22 protein-coding genes are annotated in these 23,257 nt (G+C 60.5%); 12 read left to right on the plus strand and 10 right to left on the minus strand.

Annotated features, from left to right (window positions below; genetic code table 11):
- Nucleotides 1-148: 148 nt before the first annotated feature.
- The 6 genes from L6D82_RS02540 to L6D82_RS02565 all read right to left on the minus strand — a co-directional run bounded on the left by L6D82_RS02540 (nt 149) and on the right by L6D82_RS02565 (nt 3,135).
- A complete protein-coding gene (locus tag L6D82_RS02540; protein WP_011332495.1) occupies nt 149-487 on the minus strand; it encodes a HopJ type III effector protein in 339 nt (112 codons plus the stop codon).
- Nucleotides 480-776 (minus strand): DUF1244 domain-containing protein, encoded by a 297-nt coding sequence (locus L6D82_RS02545; RefSeq protein WP_064593416.1) that lies wholly within the window; start codon nt 774-776, stop codon nt 480-482. The genes L6D82_RS02540 and L6D82_RS02545 overlap by 8 nt, the downstream gene beginning before the upstream one ends.
- Nucleotides 777-844: 68 nt before the next feature.
- Nucleotides 845-1,216: a dihydroneopterin triphosphate 2'-epimerase gene (gene folX / locus L6D82_RS02550; RefSeq protein WP_007957207.1), complete on the minus strand. Its 372-nt coding sequence runs from the start codon at nt 1,214-1,216 to the stop codon at nt 845-847.
- Nucleotides 1,217-1,777, minus strand: a complete 561-nt coding sequence (gene folE, locus L6D82_RS02555; protein WP_085746944.1) for a GTP cyclohydrolase I FolE — start codon at nt 1,775-1,777, stop codon at nt 1,217-1,219.
- 21 nt (nt 1,778-1,798) lie between these two features.
- Nucleotides 1,799-2,509, minus strand: a complete 711-nt coding sequence (folM, locus tag L6D82_RS02560; RefSeq protein ID WP_236187984.1) for a dihydromonapterin reductase — start codon at nt 2,507-2,509, stop codon at nt 1,799-1,801.
- Nucleotides 2,510-2,565: 56 nt separating this feature from the next.
- Nucleotides 2,566-3,135 (minus strand): antibiotic biosynthesis monooxygenase, encoded by a 570-nt coding sequence (locus tag L6D82_RS02565; RefSeq protein ID WP_085746946.1) that lies wholly within the window; start codon nt 3,133-3,135, stop codon nt 2,566-2,568.
- A gap of 213 nt (nt 3,136-3,348) precedes the next feature.
- Between L6D82_RS02565 and L6D82_RS02570 the strand changes: the two genes are divergently transcribed.
- Nucleotides 3,349-4,308, plus strand: a complete 960-nt coding sequence (locus tag L6D82_RS02570; RefSeq protein ID WP_134023597.1) for a MerR family transcriptional regulator — start codon at nt 3,349-3,351, stop codon at nt 4,306-4,308.
- A 3-nt stretch (nt 4,309-4,311) separates the two neighbouring features.
- On the opposite strand, the gene L6D82_RS02575 is transcribed toward L6D82_RS02570, so the two are convergent.
- Entirely contained in the window at nt 4,312-4,917 is a 606-nt protein-coding gene (locus L6D82_RS02575) for a hypothetical protein (protein WP_085608095.1), read from the minus strand.
- A 54-nt stretch (nt 4,918-4,971) separates the two neighbouring features.
- Entirely contained in the window at nt 4,972-5,448 is a 477-nt protein-coding gene (locus tag L6D82_RS02580; protein ID WP_236187985.1) for a PAS domain-containing protein, read from the minus strand.
- A gap of 153 nt (nt 5,449-5,601) precedes the next feature.
- Between L6D82_RS02580 and L6D82_RS02585 the strand changes: the two genes are divergently transcribed.
- Complete coding sequence (locus L6D82_RS02585; RefSeq protein WP_102717155.1) at nt 5,602-6,057, plus strand: flavodoxin; 456 nt, start codon at nt 5,602-5,604, stop codon at nt 6,055-6,057.
- Here L6D82_RS02585 and L6D82_RS02590 read toward each other — a convergent pair.
- Nucleotides 6,047-6,934: a LysR family transcriptional regulator gene (locus tag L6D82_RS02590; RefSeq protein ID WP_085746949.1), complete on the minus strand. Its 888-nt coding sequence runs from the start codon at nt 6,932-6,934 to the stop codon at nt 6,047-6,049. The genes L6D82_RS02585 and L6D82_RS02590 overlap by 11 nt on opposite strands.
- Nucleotides 6,935-7,031: 97 nt before the next feature.
- On the opposite strand from L6D82_RS02590, the gene L6D82_RS02595 reads away from it, so the two are divergent.
- The 9 genes from L6D82_RS02595 (at nt 7,032) to L6D82_RS02635 (ending at nt 21,000) form a co-directional block, all read left to right on the plus strand.
- On the plus strand, nt 7,032-7,418 hold the full coding sequence (locus tag L6D82_RS02595; RefSeq protein WP_102686881.1) for a CidA/LrgA family protein: 387 nt from the start codon (nt 7,032-7,034) through the stop codon (nt 7,416-7,418).
- Nucleotides 7,408-8,094 (plus strand): LrgB family protein, encoded by a 687-nt coding sequence (locus L6D82_RS02600; RefSeq protein ID WP_236187986.1) that lies wholly within the window; start codon nt 7,408-7,410, stop codon nt 8,092-8,094. The genes L6D82_RS02595 and L6D82_RS02600 overlap by 11 nt, the downstream gene beginning before the upstream one ends.
- A gap of 132 nt (nt 8,095-8,226) precedes the next feature.
- Nucleotides 8,227-9,009, plus strand: a complete 783-nt coding sequence (locus tag L6D82_RS02605; protein WP_085746952.1) for a class II aldolase/adducin family protein — start codon at nt 8,227-8,229, stop codon at nt 9,007-9,009.
- On the plus strand, nt 9,009-9,911 hold the full coding sequence (locus L6D82_RS02610; protein WP_236187987.1) for an alpha/beta fold hydrolase: 903 nt from the start codon (nt 9,009-9,011) through the stop codon (nt 9,909-9,911). The genes L6D82_RS02605 and L6D82_RS02610 overlap by 1 nt, the downstream gene beginning before the upstream one ends.
- Nucleotides 9,912-10,063: 152 nt before the next feature.
- Nucleotides 10,064-10,975, plus strand: coding sequence for an SDR family oxidoreductase (locus L6D82_RS02615; protein WP_011332507.1), 912 nt, complete (start codon nt 10,064-10,066; stop codon nt 10,973-10,975).
- Nucleotides 10,976-11,518: 543 nt separating this feature from the next.
- Complete coding sequence (locus L6D82_RS02620) at nt 11,519-13,312, plus strand: DUF1302 domain-containing protein (protein ID WP_085746956.1); 1,794 nt, start codon at nt 11,519-11,521, stop codon at nt 13,310-13,312.
- Between the two features lie 23 nt (nt 13,313-13,335).
- Nucleotides 13,336-14,703 (plus strand): DUF1329 domain-containing protein, encoded by a 1,368-nt coding sequence (locus L6D82_RS02625; RefSeq protein ID WP_085746957.1) that lies wholly within the window; start codon nt 13,336-13,338, stop codon nt 14,701-14,703.
- A 139-nt stretch (nt 14,704-14,842) separates the two neighbouring features.
- Entirely contained in the window at nt 14,843-17,389 is a 2,547-nt protein-coding gene (locus L6D82_RS02630) for a helix-turn-helix transcriptional regulator (protein WP_236187988.1), read from the plus strand.
- A gap of 161 nt (nt 17,390-17,550) precedes the next feature.
- Entirely contained in the window at nt 17,551-21,000 is a 3,450-nt protein-coding gene (locus tag L6D82_RS02635; protein ID WP_236187990.1) for a dermonecrotic toxin domain-containing protein, read from the plus strand.
- 12 nt (nt 21,001-21,012) lie between these two features.
- Here L6D82_RS02635 and L6D82_RS02640 read toward each other — a convergent pair whose 3' ends face one another.
- Nucleotides 21,013-21,795 (minus strand): IclR family transcriptional regulator, encoded by a 783-nt coding sequence (locus tag L6D82_RS02640; RefSeq protein WP_236187992.1) that lies wholly within the window; start codon nt 21,793-21,795, stop codon nt 21,013-21,015.
- Between the two features lie 163 nt (nt 21,796-21,958).
- On the opposite strand from L6D82_RS02640, the gene hmgA reads away from it, so the two are divergent.
- Nucleotides 21,959-23,254 carry a homogentisate 1,2-dioxygenase gene (gene hmgA, locus L6D82_RS02645; RefSeq protein ID WP_236187993.1) on the plus strand — a complete coding sequence of 432 codons (1,296 nt, stop codon included), beginning with the start codon at nt 21,959-21,961 and terminating at the stop codon, nt 23,252-23,254.
- The last annotated feature ends 3 nt before the right edge of the window (nt 23,255-23,257 follow it).

Genomic DNA, 23,257 nt, shown 5'->3' on the forward strand with positions numbered 1-23,257 from the left:
CACAGGCACCACGACAATGATCGTTCCCACGCTCTGCGTGGGAATGCCTCATCTGGACGCTCTGCGTCCTTGGGACGCGGAGCGTCCCCGGCTGCATTCCCACGCGGAGCGTGGGAACGATCTGACAGGGATAGTGTTGTGTCGGGATTCAGCGGCGGGTCAGCGGTTGCGCTTCGAACTTCACGCCCGCCAGACCGTGCTGGATCAGCGCACGGATATTGCCGTGATCGCTGCCTTCAGGGGTTGCTACGACCGAGCGGTAGTGTTCGCCGAATGCCAGCAGCGCTTCTTCATCGCTCAAGCCTTCCAGCAGCGCCAGACCCAAAGTCTTGCACGAACCTTCGTTCTGCCCGGCCGCGTTTTCCACGCCGCCGTTGTTGAACGCCTGAGGCTGGTAGTCGTAACCGGCGGCGATGAAGGACAGGGTGTCGGCAAAAACGTGTTCGCCGCTCTTGAGGCTGGCGCGCAGGGTGTTCAGATCACTCATGGGGTTTTCCTTTGGCGAACGCCGCTTGCTGTTCGGCGCTGGCTTCTTGCTGATATTGGGCTTTCCAGTCGGCGTACGGCATGCCGTAAACCACTTCACGGGCATCGTCGAGGCTGACCTCGATCCGGCGCTCGTCGGCCTCGGCCTTGTACCACTTGGACAGGCAGTTGCGGCAGAACCCGGCGAGGTTCATCAGGTCGATGTTCTGCACGTCCTTGCGGCTGTCCAGGTGGGCGACCAGCCGGCGGAAGGCGGCGGCTTCGAGTTCGAGGCGTTGTTGCTCGGTCATGATGGGCTCTGTGCAGTCAAATCGTGGCGCGGATGATAAAAGTCTGACGCCCGGAGCGCCAGACACGTTCAGCGGCTGGCGGCGAGGGTGATCGACACCGATTCGGCAAAACGCAAGGCATGCGGTTTGTCGACTTCGACTTCGGCGTACAGCACCGATTCGTTGGCCATCACCAGATCCAGCAGCTCCTGGGTCAGGCGTTCGAGCAGCGCGAAACGGTTGCCTTCCACATGGGCGATGATCGCCTTGGTGATGGTGCGGTAGTTCAGCGCGTGGTCGATGTCGTTGTCTCGCACCGCTTCCTGCGCGGCGTACAGGATGGTCAGGTTGATCAGCACATCCTGCTTGTTGAGGATTTCGTCCTCGTTGATCCCGATAAAGGTGCGCAGGCGCAGATCCTTGACCCGGATGCGCGCCATTCCCGGTTGAAGTTGTGGCATTTACTTGCTCCGTCCAATCAATTGCAGGAACTCCTGGCGGGTGTTGCTCGACTCGCGGAAGGCGCCGAGCATGACCGAGGTGTTCATGGTCGAATTCTGTTTCTCGACACCGCGCATCATCATGCACATGTGCCGGGCTTCGATGACCACCGCGACACCGGCGGCATCGGTGACTTGCCGGACCGCCTCGGCGATCTGGCGGGTGAGGTTTTCCTGGATCTGCAGGCGGCGGGCAAACATGTCTACCAGCCGTGCGATCTTCGACAGCCCCAGCACCTTGCCCGTCGGAATATAAGCCACATGGGCCTTGCCGATGAAGGGCAGCAGGTGATGTTCGCACAACGAGTACAGCTCGATGTCGGCGACGATGATCATCTCGTCGGTGTCGGAGGCAAACAGCGCGCCATTGACGATTTCGTCGACGCTCTGTTCATAGCCGTGACACAGGTACTGCATGGCCTTGGCCGCCCGCACCGGCGTGTCGAGCAGTCCTTCGCGGTCAGGGTTTTCACCGAGACCGATCAGGATCTCGCGGTAATTCTCGGGCAGGGAACGGGTCATGGAGCATCCTCGCGGGGCGTATTACTTGACGTGCCGCCCGCCGTTTACGGTCAGGGTCGTGCCGGTGACATACGGGTTGTCGAGCAGATAGCGCAGGCTCTGATAAATCACTTCGCTGCCGGGTTCGATGCCCAGCGCGGACTTGGCCAGCGCCTTGGCGCGGTACGCCGCGTCGTCGTCGGGATTGAACAATAGCAGGGCTGGCGCGATGCCGTTGACCTTGATTGACGGCGCGTAGCGCGCGGCGAAGGACAGCGTGAGACTGTCGAGCCCAGCCTTGCTGGCGCAATAGCCGATGTGTTTGCTGCTGCCCTTGCGGGTGACGTCATCGCTGATGTGGATGATGTCGGCAGGACTCGAACGTTGCAGCAGTTCGGCGCAATGCAGGTTGATCAGGTACGGCGCCAGCATGTGGATGTTGAACATCCGGCTAAAGGCTTCGGCTTCGCCGTCACCGGTTTCCGCCAGCCATTCCGAGGCGTTGTGCACGATGGCGCGCAGGCTGTCGGTGTGGGTCTTCAGTTCGGTGATGAACGCGAGGATCGAGGCTTCACTGGAAAAGTCCGCGTGCAGCCCGAGGGCGCCCAGATCCCGCAATGCCTTCATACCCGGCCGTTCGCTGCGGTAGGTGAAGATCACCCGATGACCGTCTTCCAGCAGACGCTGCGCGCAATGCAGGCCGACCCGCTGGCCGGCGCCGGTGATGAGGATGGGAGCTGTGTGAGAAGTCATGTACGGCTCGCGTCGAAGTCAGAGCAAAAACTATAACAGCGACGCGAGCGACGGCTTCAGCGATTTTGCGTGGAGGGTGCGGCAGGCAGCGGGCGTGCAGGCGCCGGGTTGAGCCAGCCGGCCAGCAGGCGGGTCGACAGCGGAATGAAGAAGTAGACCATCAACGGGGTCAGGCAGAGCGTGCTGATGAAGACCCTCGTCAACAGGCTCATTTCCGCGAGCAGCGGGCCCAGCACGAAATTGAACAGCAGCGACACCGGGAAGAACGCCAGCCAGATCGCCACCGCTTGCTTCCAGCGAGGAGGACGTGCGCCAGCTGCACCGAACCAGCCTTCGATTCCGCTGACCCGATGTTCCGTCGGGTGAGCAAACAGATCGCTGCCACGAGCCAGCCAGGCGGTGCGCGATGCCGAGTGTTCCCAGGCGTGCAGGGTCTGTTCGTCGACGAAGCGGAAGATGATCTGGAATTCATCGTCGCCGGGAGGCGGGGCCAGTACGCCGGAGCCGAGGTAACCGGGGAAGTCGGTGGCCAGTTGTTCGCCTTCTCGCAACCAGGCAATCAGATCCTGATAACGACCATTGGCGACACGACGCGCGACCATCAGCGTGACGGGGGAAGTAGACATTGTGTATCTCCGTATTGCATTTGCGTCGCTCCGGGTAGGAGCTTCGCCTGACGCAGCGCCGGGGTAGAGGGCTGCGTTTTTCGACAAGCAAGGATTATTCCTGATTATCGTGACAAAACCAGAGACTTTCGTCTCATTTCGTCGGTTGAACCGGGGAGGGGCATCCGGAGTAGAATGGGATCCAACTTCGCCAACAAGGACGTGTCCGCCCAAATGCCTGTCATTACAGACGTTCGCCCTGCTTCGCAGGCATCTGTTGCGCTGGAGCGCGAGGAGCTTTTCCCGATTCGCGAAGTGTCGCGCGTGACCGGCGTGAACCCGGTCACGTTGCGCGCCTGGGAGCGTCGGTATGGTTTGATCGAGCCGACACGCACCGAAAGTGGGCATCGTTTGTATTCCATGACCGATATCGAGCGCGTTCGCAGCATCGTCGACTGGATCGATCGGGGTGTCGCCGTGAGCAAGATCGGCAAGATCCTCGCCAAGACCGAGCCGATGAAGGTGCTGGCCCACTTAATTCCCGATGACCTGGTGCAGGCTGACTACCTCCAGTGGCAGGAACAGGTTCGGCAGGCAGTCAGCTCGTTCGACGATCAGTTGCTCGACCGGGTCTACGGACAGATTTTCTCCTCCTATGCCTTGCCCGTAGCGTTTCAGGACATCCTGATGCCGCTGTGGCTGCAAATGCTCCAGCGTCAGGACGCGTTCGGGCAGACCAGCGAGTGGCTGTTCTTCGATGGTTTTCTGCGAGCGAAGGTGCTGCAGCGCATCGTCGTGCTGCGCGGCTCGCAACCGCGCAAGGTGATCGTCAGCGCGCTGGCCGGTCAATGTCGTGAGCTTGAATTGCTGGTGGCGGCGCTGTTTCTCAGCGGCAATGACGCGGGGGTTCGTGTGCTCACCACCGGTCAGCCGTTCGACGAGCTGACGCTGGTGTGCGAAAAGACCCGGCCCCAGGCGTTGGTGCTGTTTTCCAATCACGCGCCGACCGCAGAGTTGCCGCGACGTCTGAACCGTCTGGCCTTGAGTCTGGATTGTCAGTTGATGCTGGCAGGCGATGCTGCCGATCTGGCGCAGGACAGCCTGGCCGGATCATCGGTTGGCTGTCTGGGCAACGAAGGGGCGACCATGCGCCAGCGCATGAATCAGTTCCTGGCGGGGACGCTGGATACCTGAGAATCAGGTGTGCAGGGCAGGGTGGGTCAGGCGATGCTGTTGCAGGATGAACTGGCGCAGACGCTCGGTTTCGTCGGCATCGCTCTGGCTTAACTCGTAAGCATAAAAACCGTTTTCGGTTTCCCGCTCGAACGTCCCGCGCAGGGAAATCCGCTCGTAGCCTGACGGGCTGAACCACAACGCAAAGTGCTTCGGCGGTTTGGTTTTGTTGCGCACTTCCAGCAGCACACCTTTGTGCGAAACCTCATGAACCCACAATGTTCCCGGCTGGCCTTTGGCATTTTCCAGTGCCACGGGCTCTTCCAGGGTCAGGCGCCATGGGCGCACCATCGGCCCGTCTTCATAAATGCTCGGTACGCCCAGGCGCAGGTGCAGGGCGTGGAACTCGTCTTCCACCAGATGCAGCGGGAAAGTCATCTGCTGATTTTCGAAGTTGGCCTGGATGGTGACTTGCTCATGGGCCGCCAGACGCGTGAGCAAATCACGGATCTGTGAACCACCATTGACCAGCAGGCTCGACGTCGCATCCCGCACATTGAGTTGCGGGTTGTGTTGCATGGTCTGGATGAAATCCAGCTCATCCTGGGTCAGGAGGGCGTCACGCTGCATGGCTAACTCGAAATGAATAATTACAAAGTCTTTGGTGATTGTAGTTAATGACAATTAGTTCGCGGTTTTGTTTGCGCCGTTCGTCGCTTTCAGTTCTACGAGTTCGGCTTCCAGCGCCGCAACCCGGGCTTCCAGTTGCACAACCCGCTGCTGGGCCTTGACCTGAACGGTGACGTCTTTTTGCACGCCCACGAAATAGGTCATTCCGTCATCGGCATTTTTAATCGTGGACAGGGACAGCTCGTTCCAGAACGGCGTGCCATCCTTGCGATAATTACGCAGGATTTCCCGGCATGAGCCGCCTTCTCTCAAAACCTCGCGAATTACCCCGAGACTGGCCTGGTCGCGATCCCCAGCCTGCAGGAAGCGACAGTCCTGATAGAGAATTTCTTCGCGGGTGTAGCCGGTCATTTTTTCGAAAGCCGGGTTCACGTAGATCAGGATGTTGTCCTGATCGCCTTCCTTTTCTGCCACCACGATCCCTTCGTTCGACGCGTTGATCACCATTTGCAGCAGACTGGCATTGATCATCTATGAAGCCTTACAAGGATTTCGGTGGCAGGCATTCTAGAAGATCGACCGGCGCTGTCTACTGGCCATCAGCGCTTATCGAGAGCCAATCGCAACAGAGCGCCGCTGGCTGTTACTATCGCCGCTCTTTTTTTCAGTTTCAGGATCAGATTGATGAAAGTCGCCATCCTCTCCGGCTCCGTGTACGGCACGGCCGAAGAAGTCGCTCGCCACGCTCAGAACCTGTTGAACGCCGCCGGTTTTGAAACCTTCTACAACGCCCGCGCCAGCCTCGCCGATCTCCAGGCGTTTGGCCCTGAAGCCTTGCTCGGCGTGACTTCGACCACCGGCATGGGTGAGCTGCCGGACAACCTGCAACCGTTGTATTCGGCGATTCGCGACCAATTGCCGGCGGCCTGGCGTGGTTTGCCTGGCGCGGTGATCGCCTTGGGTGACGCCAGTTACGGCGACACGTTCTGCGGCGGCGGCGAGCAATTGCGCGAGTTGTTCGGCGAACTGGGTGTGCGCGAAGTACAGGACATGCTGCGCATCGACGCCAGCGAAAGCGTTACCCCGGAAACCGACGCCGAGCCTTGGCTGGAACAGTTGATCGCCACGCTCAAGGGCTGATCCCGCGTTCACGCAACAGCGCCAGCCAGGCCTGTGCAGCCTTCGACAGATAGGCGCCCCGGCGCCAGATGAAAGCGATGTCCCAGCGCAAGTAATCCGGCGCGTTCAAGGTCAGGCGAACCACGCCTGGCCGCACCAGTCCGCGCGCCACCACGCTGGGCAGCAACACCACGCCTTGCCCGGCGGCGACCAGCGCCGCGAGAAAATCTGCCTGCCCGCTGCGCCCGCCTTCCTTCGGCGTGAAGCCCATCTGCTGGCACGCCTGAAGCAAACGATCGTTGAGCACGAAACTGCGCTGATACAGCAGGAACGGCGTATCGGCCAGTTCCTCCAGACCGATTTCACCTTTTGTAGCCAGTGGGTGATCCACCGGTAGCAGCGCATCGAGCGGTTCATCGCAGAACGGCTGAAAGTCGAACTGCGGATCTTTCGGCAGCAGGCTGCCGCCCAACTCCAGCTCCCCGCTGAGCACCGCCTGTTCGATATTGCGACTGCCGCCTTCAAGCAACTGCACGCTGATGTTCGGGTAACGCCGTCGGTATTCGGCGAACAGCCCGGCAAACAATGCATCGCTACCGAGCAATGGCAGCCCGAGACGTAGCTCGCCGCGTGCCAGATGGCTGAGATCATCCAGTTCGCTGAGCAATTCATTGCGCAACCGCAGCATGCCTTCTGCCCGTTGCAGCACCACGCTGCCGGCGGCGGTCAGGCGTATTTGCGAACCCAGCCGTTCGAGCAATGGGGTGCCGAGACTCTGTTCGAGCTGGGCGATCTGCTTGCTCACGGCGGACTGACTGATGTGCAGGGTCTTCGCGGCTTGGGTGAAGCCGCCTTGGTGCATGACTTCGACGAAGCTTTTGAGCTGTTTGAATTCCATGGCCTGATTCCATATTGGAATGGCTTTGAGTCTAACAATTCGCTTCGGAGATGGCAGTCGGGTTCGTAAAATAGGCACCTGAAAGGAGCCCCCCCGGATGAAAGCCTCGACCGTTAAATACCTCTCCCGCTTGCTGGCCGAACTGGCCGTCCTGCTTGCTCTCTACCTGCTCGGCTGCCAGATCGCAGCGTGGCTGGCCTGGCCGATTCCCGGCGGCGTGATCGGCATGGCCCTGTTGCTGCTGGGTTTTGCGTTCGGCTGGGTCAAACCGGCGGCGCTGCAAATGGGCGCAGGGTTGTTGATGGCCGAGATGCTGCTGTTCTTCATTCCGGCGCTGATGAGCCTGCTGGATTACGGCGCATTGCTGCGTGACGACGGCTGGCGGATTCTGCTGGTGATCGCCGCCAGTACGCTGATGGTGATGCTGGTGACCGCGTTCACCGTGGAGCTGGCCGTGCGCCTGAGGCGGTCCCATGAAGCTTGAGCTGATGCCGATGTTCTGGCTGGCATTCACGTTGCTGGCTTATCTGTTCAGTCGCTGGCTGTATCGCCGGACCGGGCGCTACTTGCTGTCGCCCCTGATTTTGGTCCCTGCGTTGCTGCTGGCGCTTGCCGTGCCGCTGCACACCGCTTACGCCGAATATTCGAGTAACACCCATTGGCTGATGCTGGTGCTCGGGCCGGTCACCGTGGCGTTTGCGGTGCCGATCTGGCAGCAGCGGCGTTTGTTGGCGCGGCATTGGTCGGCGTTGCTGCTGGGCATGCTGGCCGGCAGCGCCGCGTCGATCGGCACTTCGTTCGGCCTCGCGAAAGCACTGGCGCTGGACAGTTCGGTGACGCTGTCGCTGGTGCCGCGTTCGATCACCACACCGTTCGCCATGCCGCTGGCGCAGAACCTGGGTGGCGTGCCGGAGCTGACAGCGGTGTTCGTGATGTTCACCGGAGTGTTCGGTGCCATGCTCGGCGGTGTGCTGCTCAAGTGGCTGCCGCTGCGCAGCGCCCTGGCGCGCGGGGCATTGTTCGGCGTCGGTGCGCACGGTGCCGGGGTCAGCCGGGCCCATGAAGTGGGCGGCGAGGAAGGTTCGGTGGCGGGGTTGGTGATGGTGCTGACGGGGTTGCTCAATCTGTTCGCCGCGCCTTTGTTGGCGTCGTTGCTTTGACATGGATCCAAGCTGTTTGCGTGGCTGACTCGTTCAGTCATCAAGCTGGCTGCCAATGCAACTACGCGGCCGTCCATGGCTGACTAGACTGCTGACACACGCAAAAACAATAAGAACGCAGAGGTGCATACAGTGAGCGTAGCCCCCGTCCCTTCGTCCGTGAACGTCAAAGACCAGGTCAGTGCCGCGGAATGGCAGACCCGGGTCGATCTGGCCGCCTGTTATCGTCTGGTCGCGCTGCATGGCTGGGACGATCTGATCTTCACCCACATTTCCGCCAAGGTGCCCGGCACCGAAGATTTCCTGATCAACCCGTTCGGCCTGATGTTCCATGAGATCACCGCCTCGAGTCTGGTGAAGGTCGACCAGGCCGGCAACAAACTCATGGACAGCCCTTACGAGATCAATCCCGCCGGTTACACGATCCACAGCGCCGTGCACGAAGTGCGGCACGACGTGGCCTGCGTGCTGCACACCCACACCGCTTCCGGTGTCGCGGTGTCGGCGCAGAAACAGGGTGTGTTGCCGATCAGTCAGCAATCGCTGTTCGTGCTGTCGAGCCTGGCCTTTCATGCCTATGAAGGTGTGGCCCTGAACCATGAAGAGAAAGCGCGGTTGCAGGCGGATCTCGGTGACTGCAATTTCCTGATGCTGCACAACCATGGTCTGCTGACCTGTGGCGGCACCATCGCCGACACGTTCCTGATGATGTTCACTTTCCAGCGCGCCTGCGACATTCAGGTCATGGCGCAGACCGGCGGTGCCGAACTGATCGCCATCGAACCGCAGATTCTGGCAGGCGCCAAGGCGATGATCGCCGGTGTCACCAAAAGTGCTCAAGGCATGGGTGGCGCGCTGGCCTGGCCGGCGCTGCTGCGCAAACTCGATAAACAAGACCCGGGGTATAAACTCTAATGCCTCTCGCCGAGATCCCTCTGAGTGCCTGGCGCAAACGCAGCCAGACTTTTGTCTTCCATGGTCAGCCGATCCGCTACTGGACGGCCGGGCAGGGCGAACCGCTGCTGCTGATCCATGGCTTTCCGACGGCCAGTTGGGACTGGCATTACCTGTGGCAACCGCTGTCCCAGCGCTACCGGGTGATTGCCTGCGACATGCTCGGCTTCGGCGACTCGGCCAAACCCCTGAATCACACTTACAGCCTGCTGGAGCAGGCCGATCTGCAACAGGCTTTGCTGGCGCATCTGCAGGTCGAACAATCGGTGCACATTCTGGCCCACGACTACGGCGACAGCGTTGCCCAGGAACTGCTGGCCCGGCATTACGAAGACCTGATCGAGGTCGCCAGTTGCGTGTTCCTCAACGGCGGTCTGTTCCCGGAAACCCACCGACCGCTGCTGGCACAAAAACTGTTGCTCAGCCCGTTGGGCTGGATGATCGGCCGGGCGTTCACCCGCGATGCGCTGGTAAAAAGTTTCCGGCAGATCTTCGGCCCGGACACCCGGCCCAGCGAAAGCGAGATGGATGATTTCTGGAGCCTGATCGAATGCAATCGTGGGCCGCGAGTCATGCACAAGCTGATCCACTACATTCCCGAGCGCAGGGTCCAGCGTGATCGCTGGGTCGCAGCGATGCAGCGCGGCGAGGTGCCGTTGCGGGTGATCGATGGCGAGGTCGATCCGATTTCCGGCGCGCACATGGTCGAGCGTTATCGCGAGCTGATTCCCGACGCGGACACCGTGCTGTTGCCGGGCATCGGCCACTACCCGCAAACCGAAGCGCCGGTGCAGGTGCTCAAGCACTACCTCGAATTTCGCGATCACTTCGTGTTGCCGCCGCGCAAGGTGGCGTGTTCCTGAGTTCGTGCCGCAGGCGCCGGGCGCCGCGGCACGTTTTCATCATCCCCCAGCCTTATCGCGCACCATTCAGCCCCAGCCGTGTTCGTTGTGACCGAACGCGTCGTGCCTGACACTCGGGGACACTGTCCCTCAGGTCTGCTGGAGTTGCCCCGATGAATGAGTCTGTGCGTTTCGAAGATAAAGTCGTGATCGTCACCGGAGCCGGTGGTGGCCTGGGACGCGCTCACGCTTTGCTGTTCGCCAAACAGGGCGCCAAAGTGCTGGTCAACGACCTCGGCGGTTCAACCCAGGGCGAAGGCGCAAACGCTTCGGCTGCCGACCGCGTGGTAGCGGAAATCCGTGAGGCCGGCGGCATCGCCGAAGCCAACCATGACTCGGTCACCGACGGCGACAAACTGGTGCAGAACGCGCTCGATGTGTTCGGCCGCGTCGATGTGGTGGTGAACAACGCCGGGATCCTGCGTGACAAGACCTTCCACAAAATGGAAGACGCCGACTGGGATCTGGTCTACCGCGTCCACGTCGAAGGCGCCTACAAAGTGACCCGTGCCGCATGGCCGCACCTGCGTGAGCAAAATTATGGGCGAGTGATCTTCACCGCATCGACCTCGGGCATCTACGGAAACTTCGGCCAGTCCAATTACGGCATGGCCAAACTCGGTCTCTACGGCCTGACCCGTACCCTGGCCATCGAAGGTCGCAAGAACAACATCCTGGTCAACGCCATCGCCCCCACCGGCGGCACGCGCATGACCGAAGGCCTGATCCCGCCGCAAGTGTTCGAACAACTCAAACCGGAGCTGGTCAGCCCGCTGGTGGTGTACCTGGCCAGCGAACAATGCCAGGAAACTTCCGGCCTGTTCGAAGTCGGCGGCGGCTGGATGGGCAAGGTGCGCTGGGAGCGCAGCCTGGGTGCCGGGTTCGATCCTCGCGTCGGGTTTTCCCCGGAAGACGTCGCGGCGCACTGGCAGCAGATCTGTGATTTCGAAGGCGCGGCGCATCCGAAGGACAACATCGAAGCGCTGAAGGAAATGATGGGGAATCTGCAGAAGTATTCGCTCTGATTCCCTGGGTTATCCGGCAGGACTTGCCCGAGTCCTGCTTTCCCCTTCGAGTGCTCGCTTCGTGAGCCTCTGCCGCTGACTTCCAGCCAAAACATCGCCCATAAAAAAGGCCGCTGCAAACGCAGCGGCCAAGGTAAGACGTTGGATCAAGGAGCTACAAATCAACGTCAGTGAACACCGGGGCGATGGATCGAAAAACGCTTCGATCGATCAGAAATCATTGCCAACGACTCGGTCGTGGACTTCGTGCTTACTGGCGGTCTGCCGTGAAAGCCCGCTCAGAATAAGGGCTGGCGCCTCAGGGAAAAATAGCGATTCCGGACATGCACTGTTACGGGGCATGTAACAGTGGCGCGCACCGGGGTCGTCATTATCCGTTGCGTTGATAGTGATCCATCCAGCCTGTTCATGGCGGGCGCAAAGCCTTGCTGCAGGCGGGGATTCATCCTTTTGAGCGACAGTGTGAATACCTCCTTGGTGCGCTTATCGTCCCTGCGTGGCGGCAGTAGGGTGGGGTCTTCTGTCACTCACCGGGGAAGACGCATGACAAAAACAACAATGCGCGCCATCTTCACACCGCACGCGCTTGCCGCTGCGGTGGCCTTGGGTTGCTGTGCCCAGGCGCACGCGGTCGCTTTCAATATCGGGGAAATCGAAGGCACCTTCGATTCGTCGCTGTCGGTCGGTGCGAGCTGGGGCATGCGCGATGCCGACAAGTCGCTGGTGGGGACTGTCAACGGCGGGACCGGCCAGTCTTCCACCGGTGATGACGGGCGTTTGAACTTCAAGAAGGGCGAGACCTTTTCCAAGATCTTCAAAGGCATCCACGACCTCGAACTGAAGTACGGCGACACCGGTGTGTTCGTGCGCGGCAAGTACTGGTACGACTTCGAACTCAAGGACGAAGACCGCGAGTTCAAACAGATCAGTGACAAGGGTCGCAAAGAAGGCGCGAAGTCTTCCGGCGCGCAGATTCTCGATGCGTTCGTCTATCACAACTACTCCATCGCCGACCTGCCGGGCACCGTGCGTGCCGGTAAGCAAGTAGTGAGCTGGGGCGAAAGTACCTTCATCGGCAACTCGATCAACAGCATCAACCCGATCGACGTCTCGGCGTTTCGCCGGCCAGGTGCGGAGATCAAGGAAGGGCTGATTCCGGTGAACATGCTGTTCGCCTCTCAGGGGCTCACCGACCAACTGACGGTCGAAGGCTTCTATCAACTGGAATGGGATCAGACCGTCCTCGACAACTGCGGCACCTTCTTCGGTGTCGACGTGGCGGCGGACGGTTGCAACAACGGTTACACCGTCGGCAGCCCGGCGATCGCCCCGTTGGCGCCGCTGGCGGCAGCCTTTGGCCAGCCGATCCAGGTGACCCGCGAAGGCGTGATCGTGCCCCGTGGCGGCGACCGCGATGCGCGGGATTCCGGGCAATGGGGCACGGCGTTGCGCTGGCTCGGCGATGACACCGAGTACGGCCTCTACTTCATGAACTATCACAGCCGCACGCCGACGGTTGGCACCAGCACCGCCGGCCTGTCGACCCTCGCGGCCTTGCCGGGCATGGTCGGGATCGCCAACCGGCTGGCGCCCGGCAGTGGATCGGGACTGGCGCAAAGCGTGATGCTCGGGCGTGGTCAGTACTACCTCGAATACCCGGAAGACATCCGCTTGTATGGCGCGAGTTTCTCTACCACGCTGCCGACCGGCACCGCCTGGACCGGCGAGATCAGCTACCGCCCCAACGCGCCGGTGCAGGTCAACACCAATGACCTGACCCTTGCGCTGCTCAATCCGATTGCCGGCGGTGCCGCGTCGCCGCTGGTTACCTCGCCGGGTGCTGACAACAAGGGCTACCGACGCAAGGAAGTGACCCAGATCCAGAGCACGCTGACGCACTTTTTCGATCAGGTCTGGGGCGCTCAGCGTCTGACCCTGGTCGGCGAAGCGGCGGTGGTGCGGGTCGGTGGCCTGGAGTCGCGCAGCAAACTGCGTTACGGCCGTGACTCGGTCTACGGCCAGTACGGTTTCGGCGGTGACACCGACGGTTTCGTCACCTCCACCTCTTGGGGCTATCGCGCCCGGGCGATCCTCGATTACGCCAACGTGATCGGCGGGATCAACCTCAAGCCCAACCTGTCCTGGTCCCACGACGTCGCCGGTTATGGCCCCAACGGTCTGTTCAACGAAGGCGCCAAAGCCGTCAGCGTCGGGGTCGATGCCGACTACCGAAACACCTATACCGCGAGCCTGAGTTACACCGATTTTTTCGGCGGTGACTACAACACCCTCGAAGACCGTGACTTCGTGGCCCTGAGCTTCGGTGTGAACTTCTGATCTGCCCGAGAAGGATGAATGCAATGCGCAAGATGATTCTGCAATGCGGTGTCCTGGCCCTGAGCCTGCTGGCCGCCAATGTGATCGCGGCGGTGTCGCCGGACGAAGCCAACAAGCTTGGCACCAGCCTGACGCCGCTGGGCGCCGAGAAGGCCGGCAACGCCGACGGCTCGATTCCGGCCTGGACCGGCGGTATCCCGAAAAACGCCGGTGCGGTCGACGGCAAGGGCTTTCTGGCTGACCCGTTCGCCAGTGAAAAACCGCTGTTCACCATCACCGCCGCCAACGTCGATAAGTACAAGGACAAACTGTCCGACGGCCAGGTGGCGATGTTCAAGCGCTACCCCGAGACGTACAAGATCCCGGTCTACCCGACCCATCGCACCGTGGCCGTGCCGCCGGAAATCTACGAATCGGCCAAACGCAGCGCGCTGAACGTCACCAGCATCAACGACGGCAACGGACTGGCCAATTTCACCGGTAACCGCTACTACGCGTTCCCCATTCCCAAAAATGGCGTCGAGGTGTTGTGGAACCACATCACCCGTTATCACGGCGGCAACCTGCGGCGGATCATCACGCAGGTGACCCCGCAAACCAATGGCAGCTACACGCCGATCCGCTTTGAAGAAGAGATCGCCGTGCCGCAACTGATGAAGGATCTCGATCCGGAAAAAGCCGCCAACGTTCTGACTTTCTTCAAACAGTCGGTGACAGCGCCGGCGCGTCTGGCCGGTAACGTGCTGCTGGTGCACGAGACCCTCGATCAGGTGAAGGAACCTCGCCTGGCATGGATCTACAACGCCGGGCAGCGCCGGGTGCGGCGTGCGCCGCAGGTCGCCTATGACGGGCCGGGCACCGCTGCCGACGGCCTGCGCACCTCGGACAACTTCGACATGTTTTCCGGCGCGCCGGACCGCTACGACTGGAAACTGATCGGCAAGAAAGAAATGTACATTCCGTACAACAGCTACAAGCTCGACTCGCCGAGTCTCAAGTACGACGACATCGTCAAGGCGGGGCACATCAACCAGGACCTGACCCGCTATGAACTGCACCGGGTCTGGGAAGTGGTCGGCACGGTGAAACCGAACGAGCGGCACATCTACGCCAAGCGCCACATGTACATCGACGAGGACAGCTGGCAAGTGGCGCTGGCCGATCACTACGACGGTCGCGGGCAGCTGTGGCGAGTGGCCGAGGGACACGCGCAGTACTACTACGATCACCAGGCCCAGGCCTACACCCTCGAAGCGCTCTACGACATCATCGCCGGCCGCTACATTGCCCTGGGGATGAAGAACGAAGAGAAGCACAGCTTCGAATTCGGCTTCGAAGCCAAGGCCGCCGACTACACCCCGTCGGCCCTGCGCGCCGAGGGCGTGAGGTAAGGGTTTCGATACATTGGCAAGGCAAAAGGCGACCATACGGTCGCCTTTTTTATGGGCGCCAATCAGCGTACTGAATACTCGTCAACAAGCACCGGGGAGAGGACTAGGGTGAGCGTACAACGATAAAAAGGCGTACCCGATGACCGCCATGACCCACGCTCCGGATCGTCCGGGATTCTTGCCCAGACTCTCGGCTCATCATCTTCCACGTCCACGTCTGACTGCATCATTGCTGGAGTCCTCGGCACGGGTCCGGCTGATCTGCGCACCGGCCGGCAGTGGCAAGAGCACGCTGTTCACCGAATGCCTGTTGCAGGCGCCCCTCGAATGTACGGTGTGCTGGCTGCCGCTGGTGGGCATGTCGATAAGTGTCGCGGCATTTTGCGAGCGACTGGCGCAGGCATTGGGGCTGGCAGCGGCGGATGAGTCGTCGTTGCTAAATGAACTGGCGCGCCGGTCCTCGCCGGTCTGGGTGTTTCTCGACGATTACTGCCGTGTTGAAAATCCGGCGCTGGATGCGCTCCTCGACCGCCTGCTGGCGCTTGCCAGCCCTGCCGTCACCTGGTGGATCGGCACGCGTCGGCGCCCGCAATGCAACTGGCCTCGCCTGCTGCTCGATGATGCCTTGTACGAATGCGAACGCGCGGCGCTGGCGTTGAGTCGTGGCGAGATCGCGCAACTGTTGCGGCACCTTCCGCCAGCCCAGGCCGACGACGTAGCCGGGCGAATCCTCCAGCGCAGCGGTGGGTGGTGCGCCGGGGTGCGGATCCTGTTGATGCAAAAATGCGACTGGTCGCAAAAGACCTTGCCGCAGCAACGCATGGACACCTTGCTGGACTATCTGCAACACGAACTGTTCAGTGGTTTGAGCCCGGAGCTGGCAGAGGCCTGGCGGGTGTTGGCACATTTGCCGCGGTTCAACGCCAGTCTGTGCGATCACCTGTTCGGTGCCGGCGAAGGGGCGCAGTGGATGCGCACGCTGCAAACGCTCGGGTGTTTTATCGAACCCTGGCAAGGATCGCCGGACTGGTTGCAGGTGTGCGCTCCGCTATCGCGTCTGATGCGCGACGAACCCTGGTCGGCCGGACGTTCCTGGCATCGCAGGGCCTGCCAATGGTTTGCTGCCGGGCAGCATTGGAAATGCGCCTTCGAACAGGCGTTGCTGGCCGAAGAGTACGAGGTCGCGGTGAGCCTGCTCCAACACTTCAGCTTCGAGCACCTGTTCGAGGAGCAGACTGTTGTGTTGCTACTGCGTCTCTACGAGCAGCGCGGCGAGGAATTGCTGCTGGGTTCGGCGCAACTGGTCGGGCTGATCACGGCAGCGCTGCTGTTCGCCGGACGATTTACTCAAGCGGCGGATTGCATCGGGCAACTGTCGCGTTTTTTACCGCCACCGTCAGCTGGACAGCAACGGCAATTGATCGCCCGCTGGCAGGCTCAGCAAGGCTGGCTGTTGCATTTGCAGGGGCACATGGACGAGGCGCGCGAGCATTTCGAGCAGGCCTTGAACGATCTTTCGCCGCAGGCCTGGGCGGCGCGTCTTTTGTGCCTGTCGGGCCGCACTCAGCAGGCGTTGCTGTGCGGTGATCTGGAGCTGGCTCATTCGATCAATCGTGAAGCGCTGTGCCTGGCCCGGGCTGAGGGTTCATTGCTGTTCGAAGCGTTGCTGGAACTGGATCACGCCCAACTGCTGGAGCAACGGGGCGCGTCGGCTCGTGCCGAAGAATTGCTGGCCAATCTTTGCGACATGCTCGGCTTGTCTGTCGAGCGGCCGACGCCGTTGCTGGGCCGTATTGCCCTGCGTCGCGGGCGGTTGGCGCTGAGCATGGGACAGCAGGATCGGGCCGCCGGATTCTTTCAACAAGGGCTCGACGATTGCCTGTGCAGCTTTGACAAGCGGGTGCTTTATGGCTTTTTGGGGCAGGCGCAACTGGCCGCCGATCAGGGCGATTACCCGCAGGCGTTCATGCGTCTGCGTGATGCCGAGCGGCTCATGCAGCAGCGGCAGATTCCGGACACGGTCTATCGCGGCGTTCTGCTGCAGCTCAGCAGTGAATTCTGGCTGCAACAAGGGCGGCCAGAACTGGCTCGCGAAGCGTTGAGTCGAGTGCTCAGGCATTATCGTGGCCCGCGGGCACGGCAGGCGCCGCCGGCAACGCTGGAACTGATTCCGCGTATCGAGTGTTTGCTGATTCTGGCCGAGACCCGTTTGGGGCAGACGCAGCAGCCCGTGCTGCGATTGCAGTCTCTGCTCGAGCAGGCTCGGTCTTGCCGGATGATTGTTCTGGAAACCGAGTTGCTGCTGGCAATGAGCGAGGTGGCATCAATTCTCAATGATCGGGAATCTGCCCGGCAGTATTTCGACAAGGGCCGCATGCTGGCCTGCCAGTTCAACTTGCAGTGCCTGGTCATGAAGTTCGATGATGCCGCGACGGTTATTCGATCTGAATCATTATCCGGACATCAGTTTTCTGAAAGTGGCGAGAGTGAAAATTCATTAAGTTTGAGAGAGTCGCAAGTGTTGGGGTTGATTGCGGCGGGAAGTTCCAATAAACAAATAGCGGACAAGTTGTTCATCTCGTTGCATACCGTTAAAACTCATGTCCGGCGGATTCATGCAAAGTTGGGCGTCGAACGCCGTACGCATGCCGTGGCGCGCGCTAGAATGCTGGGTTTATGTTGTTAATCGTCATTTAATCAGTGTGTTGGTTTTTTTTAAGTTTGATCCTTTAAATGTCTTGCAAAGGATAGTGGGTGTTTTTGTTGGTTTTGCTCCGGTTAAGTTGTTTGCACAGCTTGGGCGATGTTTTGTCGTCCTGTTAATACGTGTAATAACGGAGTTTTATCATGAGCGCAGTGGAAAGTTTCTCGGCGGAAAAGTATCTGAATAAAATCAATCAGCACAGGGACGACCTGGAAGGTTTACTGGGTGCACTACCGTCGTTCAAATCGCTTTTACAGGATCTGGTGTTAAAGGAACTTCAACAGTTATCGCCGGATATCTATATCAGCAAAACGTACATTACCGCCCAGCGTCCAGGGATTGTGAATCCGCAACCGACCGGATTGTTGATGGACGTGTTCATGCAGTGCCTGATGTCCGGTAATGCGCCCGTCTATGACGCCAGTCTGTACGGCGTCTTCGATTGGCCTGACTCCACGGATGAAGAGGACCGGATTCACGGGCTGGATGTGGTCGCCGTCGGTTCCTTGATCGGTAATGTGCTGGGGGCGCTGGCGCAGAAATACACACCTTTGCTGGCGCAATACTGGGCAGCTTCTTCGGGGAAGGACGACAAGGGGCGCGAGCTGGCTTCGCGCCGGCGTCAGCTGCAGGATGTCCATGCAGCGCTGTTCTGGCAGGAATTGGGTGCGACGGTGCAGATGCAAGGCGTTCGGCCGGAGGTAGAGGAAAGCTATGCCGTTTTTATCAAGGGCACATCTTTGACTCCGGCCTACAGTCTTTCACTGCAACTGGAAAATGGTCGATTCGCAACGCTGGCCGGCTGCTTTGTCACCTACCTCACGGGGCGCTCTATCCCCGAACTGGTTCTGGACGATGACGAATGGGTAGTGCTCTACACCTCCGTGAACGGCCTGGAAACATTCCGCACCGCCGCCTTGATGCATCAAGCGTTGCAGCAACGCCTGGGCAATGCAGAAACCCGGGCACAACTGCTCAGGAGCGTTTCACAGGAAGATGCCGAGCAGGTCGGCAGCGTTCCGGATATCCGTTACCTGAACATTCAAGGCGAAATCTTCCAGACCCTCACCGCCCAGCTTCTTGAAAAACAACAACGCGACGTTGCTTACCATCTTCGCCGGTTACAGGCGCCGGGCGGGGATCGGCCTGCTCTCGTGCGTTCGGTCGAGAGCGCCCTTCAGCAGCAGGCGGTCATCGACGCTGCCCGGGGGCGGGTCGCCAGACTACTGGCCCTGATGAACCGAAACGCCCGGCCGCAATGGTTGAAGGATGCCACCGCCAACCATCAGGAAATGTTCGCCTCTCTGGAAAAGGAACTGCTCAGGGGGCAGGTGTGCCTGCATGAGGCCATGGAAGGGGTATCTTCTTTTCAGGACTACGTGCGCGGTGCTGTCGAAACCCACATCAGCGCGGGCGATACCCGGCGAGTGGACCCTGATACTGTCTGGGTGACAGTGCAACATTCGTTGCGCATGGGCACTCGGCGTATCGAACATGTCGAGCGTAAAACCCTGACGCAGTTGTTCATGTACGGCGTGCATGACACGGCGGCTCCCTACACGATCAAGCTCGAAGCCTTTCACAACAATCCGCGACTGACGGCTTCCAGTATCGAACTCGCCATCCGCCAGTTTGATCTGCGTGTGCAATATGCCAGTGAGCGCAATCAGCGATTCGCACAGGCGCGGATCCGCGAAGCCATGCGCGAAGTCCTGGGGCAGGAAATTGCGCTCAGCCACTTCGCCGCCGTCCTGCAAAAACACATCGGCCCGCAAGCACAGAACATGGTGCAGCGGTATCTGTATGGCGACCCGGGAGTCGAAGCGTTTGGCGTTGCGTTTCGTCAGCGCTACAGGCCGTTCAGGGACATGATTGCGTTTCGTGCAAGGGGAGCTGCGCCAGACCGTCAATTACATGTGCTGTATGCGCCGGGTGCCCCGACCGGGCAGCAGTGGTACGAATTCTCCGATCTGACGGGGTTGAAGCGCCAGTTCATCTCTTGGGGATTCGAGCCACGTGATCGTGAGTTCCTGACCGGTCAGGCTTTCAGCAAGGACCGCGCAGCTTTCGTGAAAGACGAGCTCTCTTATGACGAACCGGGCCCTGTGTTTCAGCCATGGTGGTGGGGCGGTGTCACCCTGGTGGAGTGGAACCGGGGGCACGAAGACGGGCCGCTGATGGGGGCCATTCATGAAATCATCGATTGGGAAATTGCCGAGGAACAGGTGGCTACTCCTGCCTGGTACAGGAGTGCGGCGGCGCGCGATCGCGAGATGCTTACCCGATTGAACACGGATTTCAGGGCGCTCTACGAACTCTCGAAAGAGGAGCTTAATATCCCCACGTTGGTTTCTTTTTCACGAGACCAGGTGATGGAACGGTTGAACAGCCATCTGCGTCGTTCTGACCCGAACCATCCGTTGATCGATCCTGATCGCGTTGATGTCAAGGTGAAAGGGCAGGACTGGATGACGCTCACCCATCTCTTCATTCAATGGCAGCTTTGGCCAGACGATGATCAGGTGGCATTCGTCTCCAGGGAAGGTTCTTCACTGGGCGGTCTGAATGCGACGGTCGTCAAATCGTTGATCGGTTTGCGGCCGGGCATGATGTATGAGTGGCATCTGGTCGACCGTTTCGCCAACGGCGCGTCGCTGGATCTCAAGGCGAAACTGTTCTGCAAGCTCAAGCAGAACGAAATGCTCAGGGCGGCATTGACCCAGAAGATGCAGGGCTCTTTGTCCGCCGAACAGTTCAACTGGCTGGCGGGACTGGTCGACGGGCTCGATCATGACCGTCCTCATGAACTGGATCCGTTCAAGCCGGGCACTACCCCGCAGGACGGTATCTACACGCTGGTTCTTGAAGGGCGACGCATCGAGGGCGCTTATACGTTTGGACGCCGGGTGGCAGGGAAACTGCAGCTGCTGGTCTATGTTCCGAAGGCTCCGGATGGCATGAGTTTCCGTCCGCTGGAGTCCTTGACACTGGGGCTCAAGGACGCCGACCTGGGAAATCACGTTATTGCACTGACCAGGCTCGAACACAGGAGTGTCGTACAGAACTTTGTCATTCGCTGCCAGAACGCGTCAGGCGCTCTCCCAACCCCGGCGTTGAACAACAGTTCTGTCGTGACCCATTTCAAGTTCGAATTCGACAGCATGATTTCCCGTGTGCTCAGCGACGTTGACTATCAAACCACCACACCTGCCGAGCGTTTCTGGAACACGGTCATGGTGATCACCGAGCTTGCGGTGGATATCGTCTCGCTGTTTGTCCCGCCGGTGGGATTGGTGAACAGCATCGTGCGCATCACACGGTCGATCGTCCAGGGCATCGTTGCCTACAGCCTGGGGGATGACGAAGCCGGCAAGAACCATCTCGCCTCGGCCTGGAGAAGCTCCATTCTCCTGTATGTGGGGATTGTGGCTGGCGTTGGCGGATCTGTTTCGGCGGTGGGGCTGCTGTCGCGAGTCAAGGATATTTCCGAGATCGTATCGACCGCGACCGGGGTGCCAGTGGGCATTGGTTATGTCACCGCCGTGGCTTCTCCCTATGTGATCGCGGACAGTAAAACCCGAATCATCGGCTGACCCCTTGCCTCATCAATCTGGCTGATAACCCATCCGCCAGCTCACGGCCCGCGTCGCAGCCAATAACCGCTGCGCCGCCGGGCCGTTTTCGTCGGCGTGGAAAAGCGAGGTCGGGCCGACGATGGTCAACACCGCCGCGACCTGCCCGAGGGCGTTGAACACCGGTGCCGACAAGGCATCGACGCCGGGCATCAGCAAACCGTGGACATGATGCAGACCGCGTTCGCGGATCTGCTCGCACAACGCCGCATAGGCTTTTTCGTCTGCCAGCGGATGGCCGCCGCTGGCGATTTCCTGTTCGCGCAATTCGTCGGTTTCCCGGTGCGGCAGGTAAGCGCCGAACACCAGACCGGTGGAGGAACTGAGCAACGGTAATACCGAGCCCAGTTGCGTCACCACCGTCACCGCGCGCACCGCCGGTTCGATGTGCACCACGGTCGCGCCCTGATTGCCCCACACCGCCAGGAAACAGGTTTCGTTGAGTTCGTCGCGCAACTCGGCCAGCGGCAGAGCGGCGACTTTCAGCACGTCCATACTGTTCAGAGCAGCGAGGCCCACGCGCAGCGCTTCACGGCCGAGACCGTAGTGGTTGGTGGCAGTGTTCTGTTCTGCGAAACCGCTGGCAATCAAGGCCTGCAGATAACGGTGAACCTTGCTCGCGGGCATCTGCACATGTTCGGCCAGACGCGACAGCGAAGTGGACGGCGACAACTCGGCCAGGGCCTTGAGGACGTCGGTGCCGACTTCGGCGGAGCGGACTTTCTGTTTGCCGTTGCTGTCGCTGGTTTTTTCCATGGTGCTGGCGTGTCCCGGAACGAATGGGCGTCTTTATAGCTTGACGCTGGATAGCGAGCAAATTACGTTATGCGTAATTGAATTACGATAAAAATAACCCCGGCGTGCCAAGACCTCCGATCCAGAGCGTCCGGCCATGCCGACGCCCTGTTCAGGAGGCTCCATGAACCTCGATTCAGCCCTGGCTTACCAGTCCGGTTTCGGCAATGAATTCAGTTCCGAAGCGTTGCCCGGCGCACTGCCCTTCGGCCAGAACTCCCCGCAGAAAGCCCCTTACGGTCTGTACACCGAACTGTTCTCCGGCACCGCGTTCACCATGACCCGTAGTGAAGCGCGGCGCACCTGGATGTACCGGATCCAGCCGTCGGCCAATCACCCGGCATTCGTCAAACTGGAGCGGCAACTGGCGGGCGGACCATTGGGTGAAGTGACCCCCAATCGCCTGCGCTGGAACCCGCTGGAGATCCCGGCCGAACCGACCGATTTCATCGACGGTCTGGTGAGCATGGCGGCCAACTCCGCCGCCGAAAAACCGGCCGGCATCAGCATCTATCACTACTGCGCCAACCGTTCGATGGAGCGCGTTTTCTTCAACGCCGACGGCGAGCTGCTGCTGGTGCCGCAACTCGGGCGCCTGCGCATCGCCACCGAACTGGGTGTACTGGAAGTGGCGCCGCTGGAAATCGCCGTGTTGCCACGGGGCCTGAAATTCCGCGTCGAACTGCTAGATCCGCAAGCGCGCGGCTACGTCGCCGAGAACCATGGCGCGCCATTGCGTCTGCCGGATCTGGGGCCGATCGGCAGTAACGGCCTGGCCAATCCGCGGGACTTCCTGACCCCGGTGGCTGCCTACGAAAACCTGCAACAACCGACCACCCTGGTGCAGAAGTTCCTCGGCCAGTTGTGGGGCACCGAACTCAATCACTCGCCGCTGAACGTGGTCGCCTGGCACGGCAACAACGTGCCGTACAAATATGACCTGCGCCGCTTCAACACCATCGGCACCGTCAGTTTCGATCACCCGGATCCGTCGATCTTCACCGTGCTGACCTCGCCGACCAGCGTCCACGGCCTGGCCAACCTCGACTTCGTGATCTTCCCGCCGCGCTGGATGGTGGCCGAGAACACCTTCCGTCCGCCGTGGTTCCACCGCAACCTGATGAACGAATTCATGGGCCTGATCCAGGGCGAGTACGACGCCAAAGCCGAAGGCTTCCTGCCCGGCGGCGCGTCCCTGCACAGCTGCATGAGCGCCCACGGCCCGGACGGCGAGACCTGCACCAAAGCCATCAACGCGGACCTCAAGCCGGCCAAGATCGACAACACCATGGCCTTCATGTTCGAGACCAGCCAGGTGCTGCGCCCAAGCCGCTTCGCCCTCGACTGCCCGCAACTGCAATCCACTTACGACGCCTGCTGGGCCACGCTGCCCGCCACGTTCGACCCGACCCGGAGATAACCC

This window comes from Pseudomonas paraglycinae (assembly GCF_021601625.1).
GTDB classification, from domain to species: domain Bacteria; phylum Pseudomonadota; class Gammaproteobacteria; order Pseudomonadales; family Pseudomonadaceae; genus Aquipseudomonas; species Aquipseudomonas paraglycinae.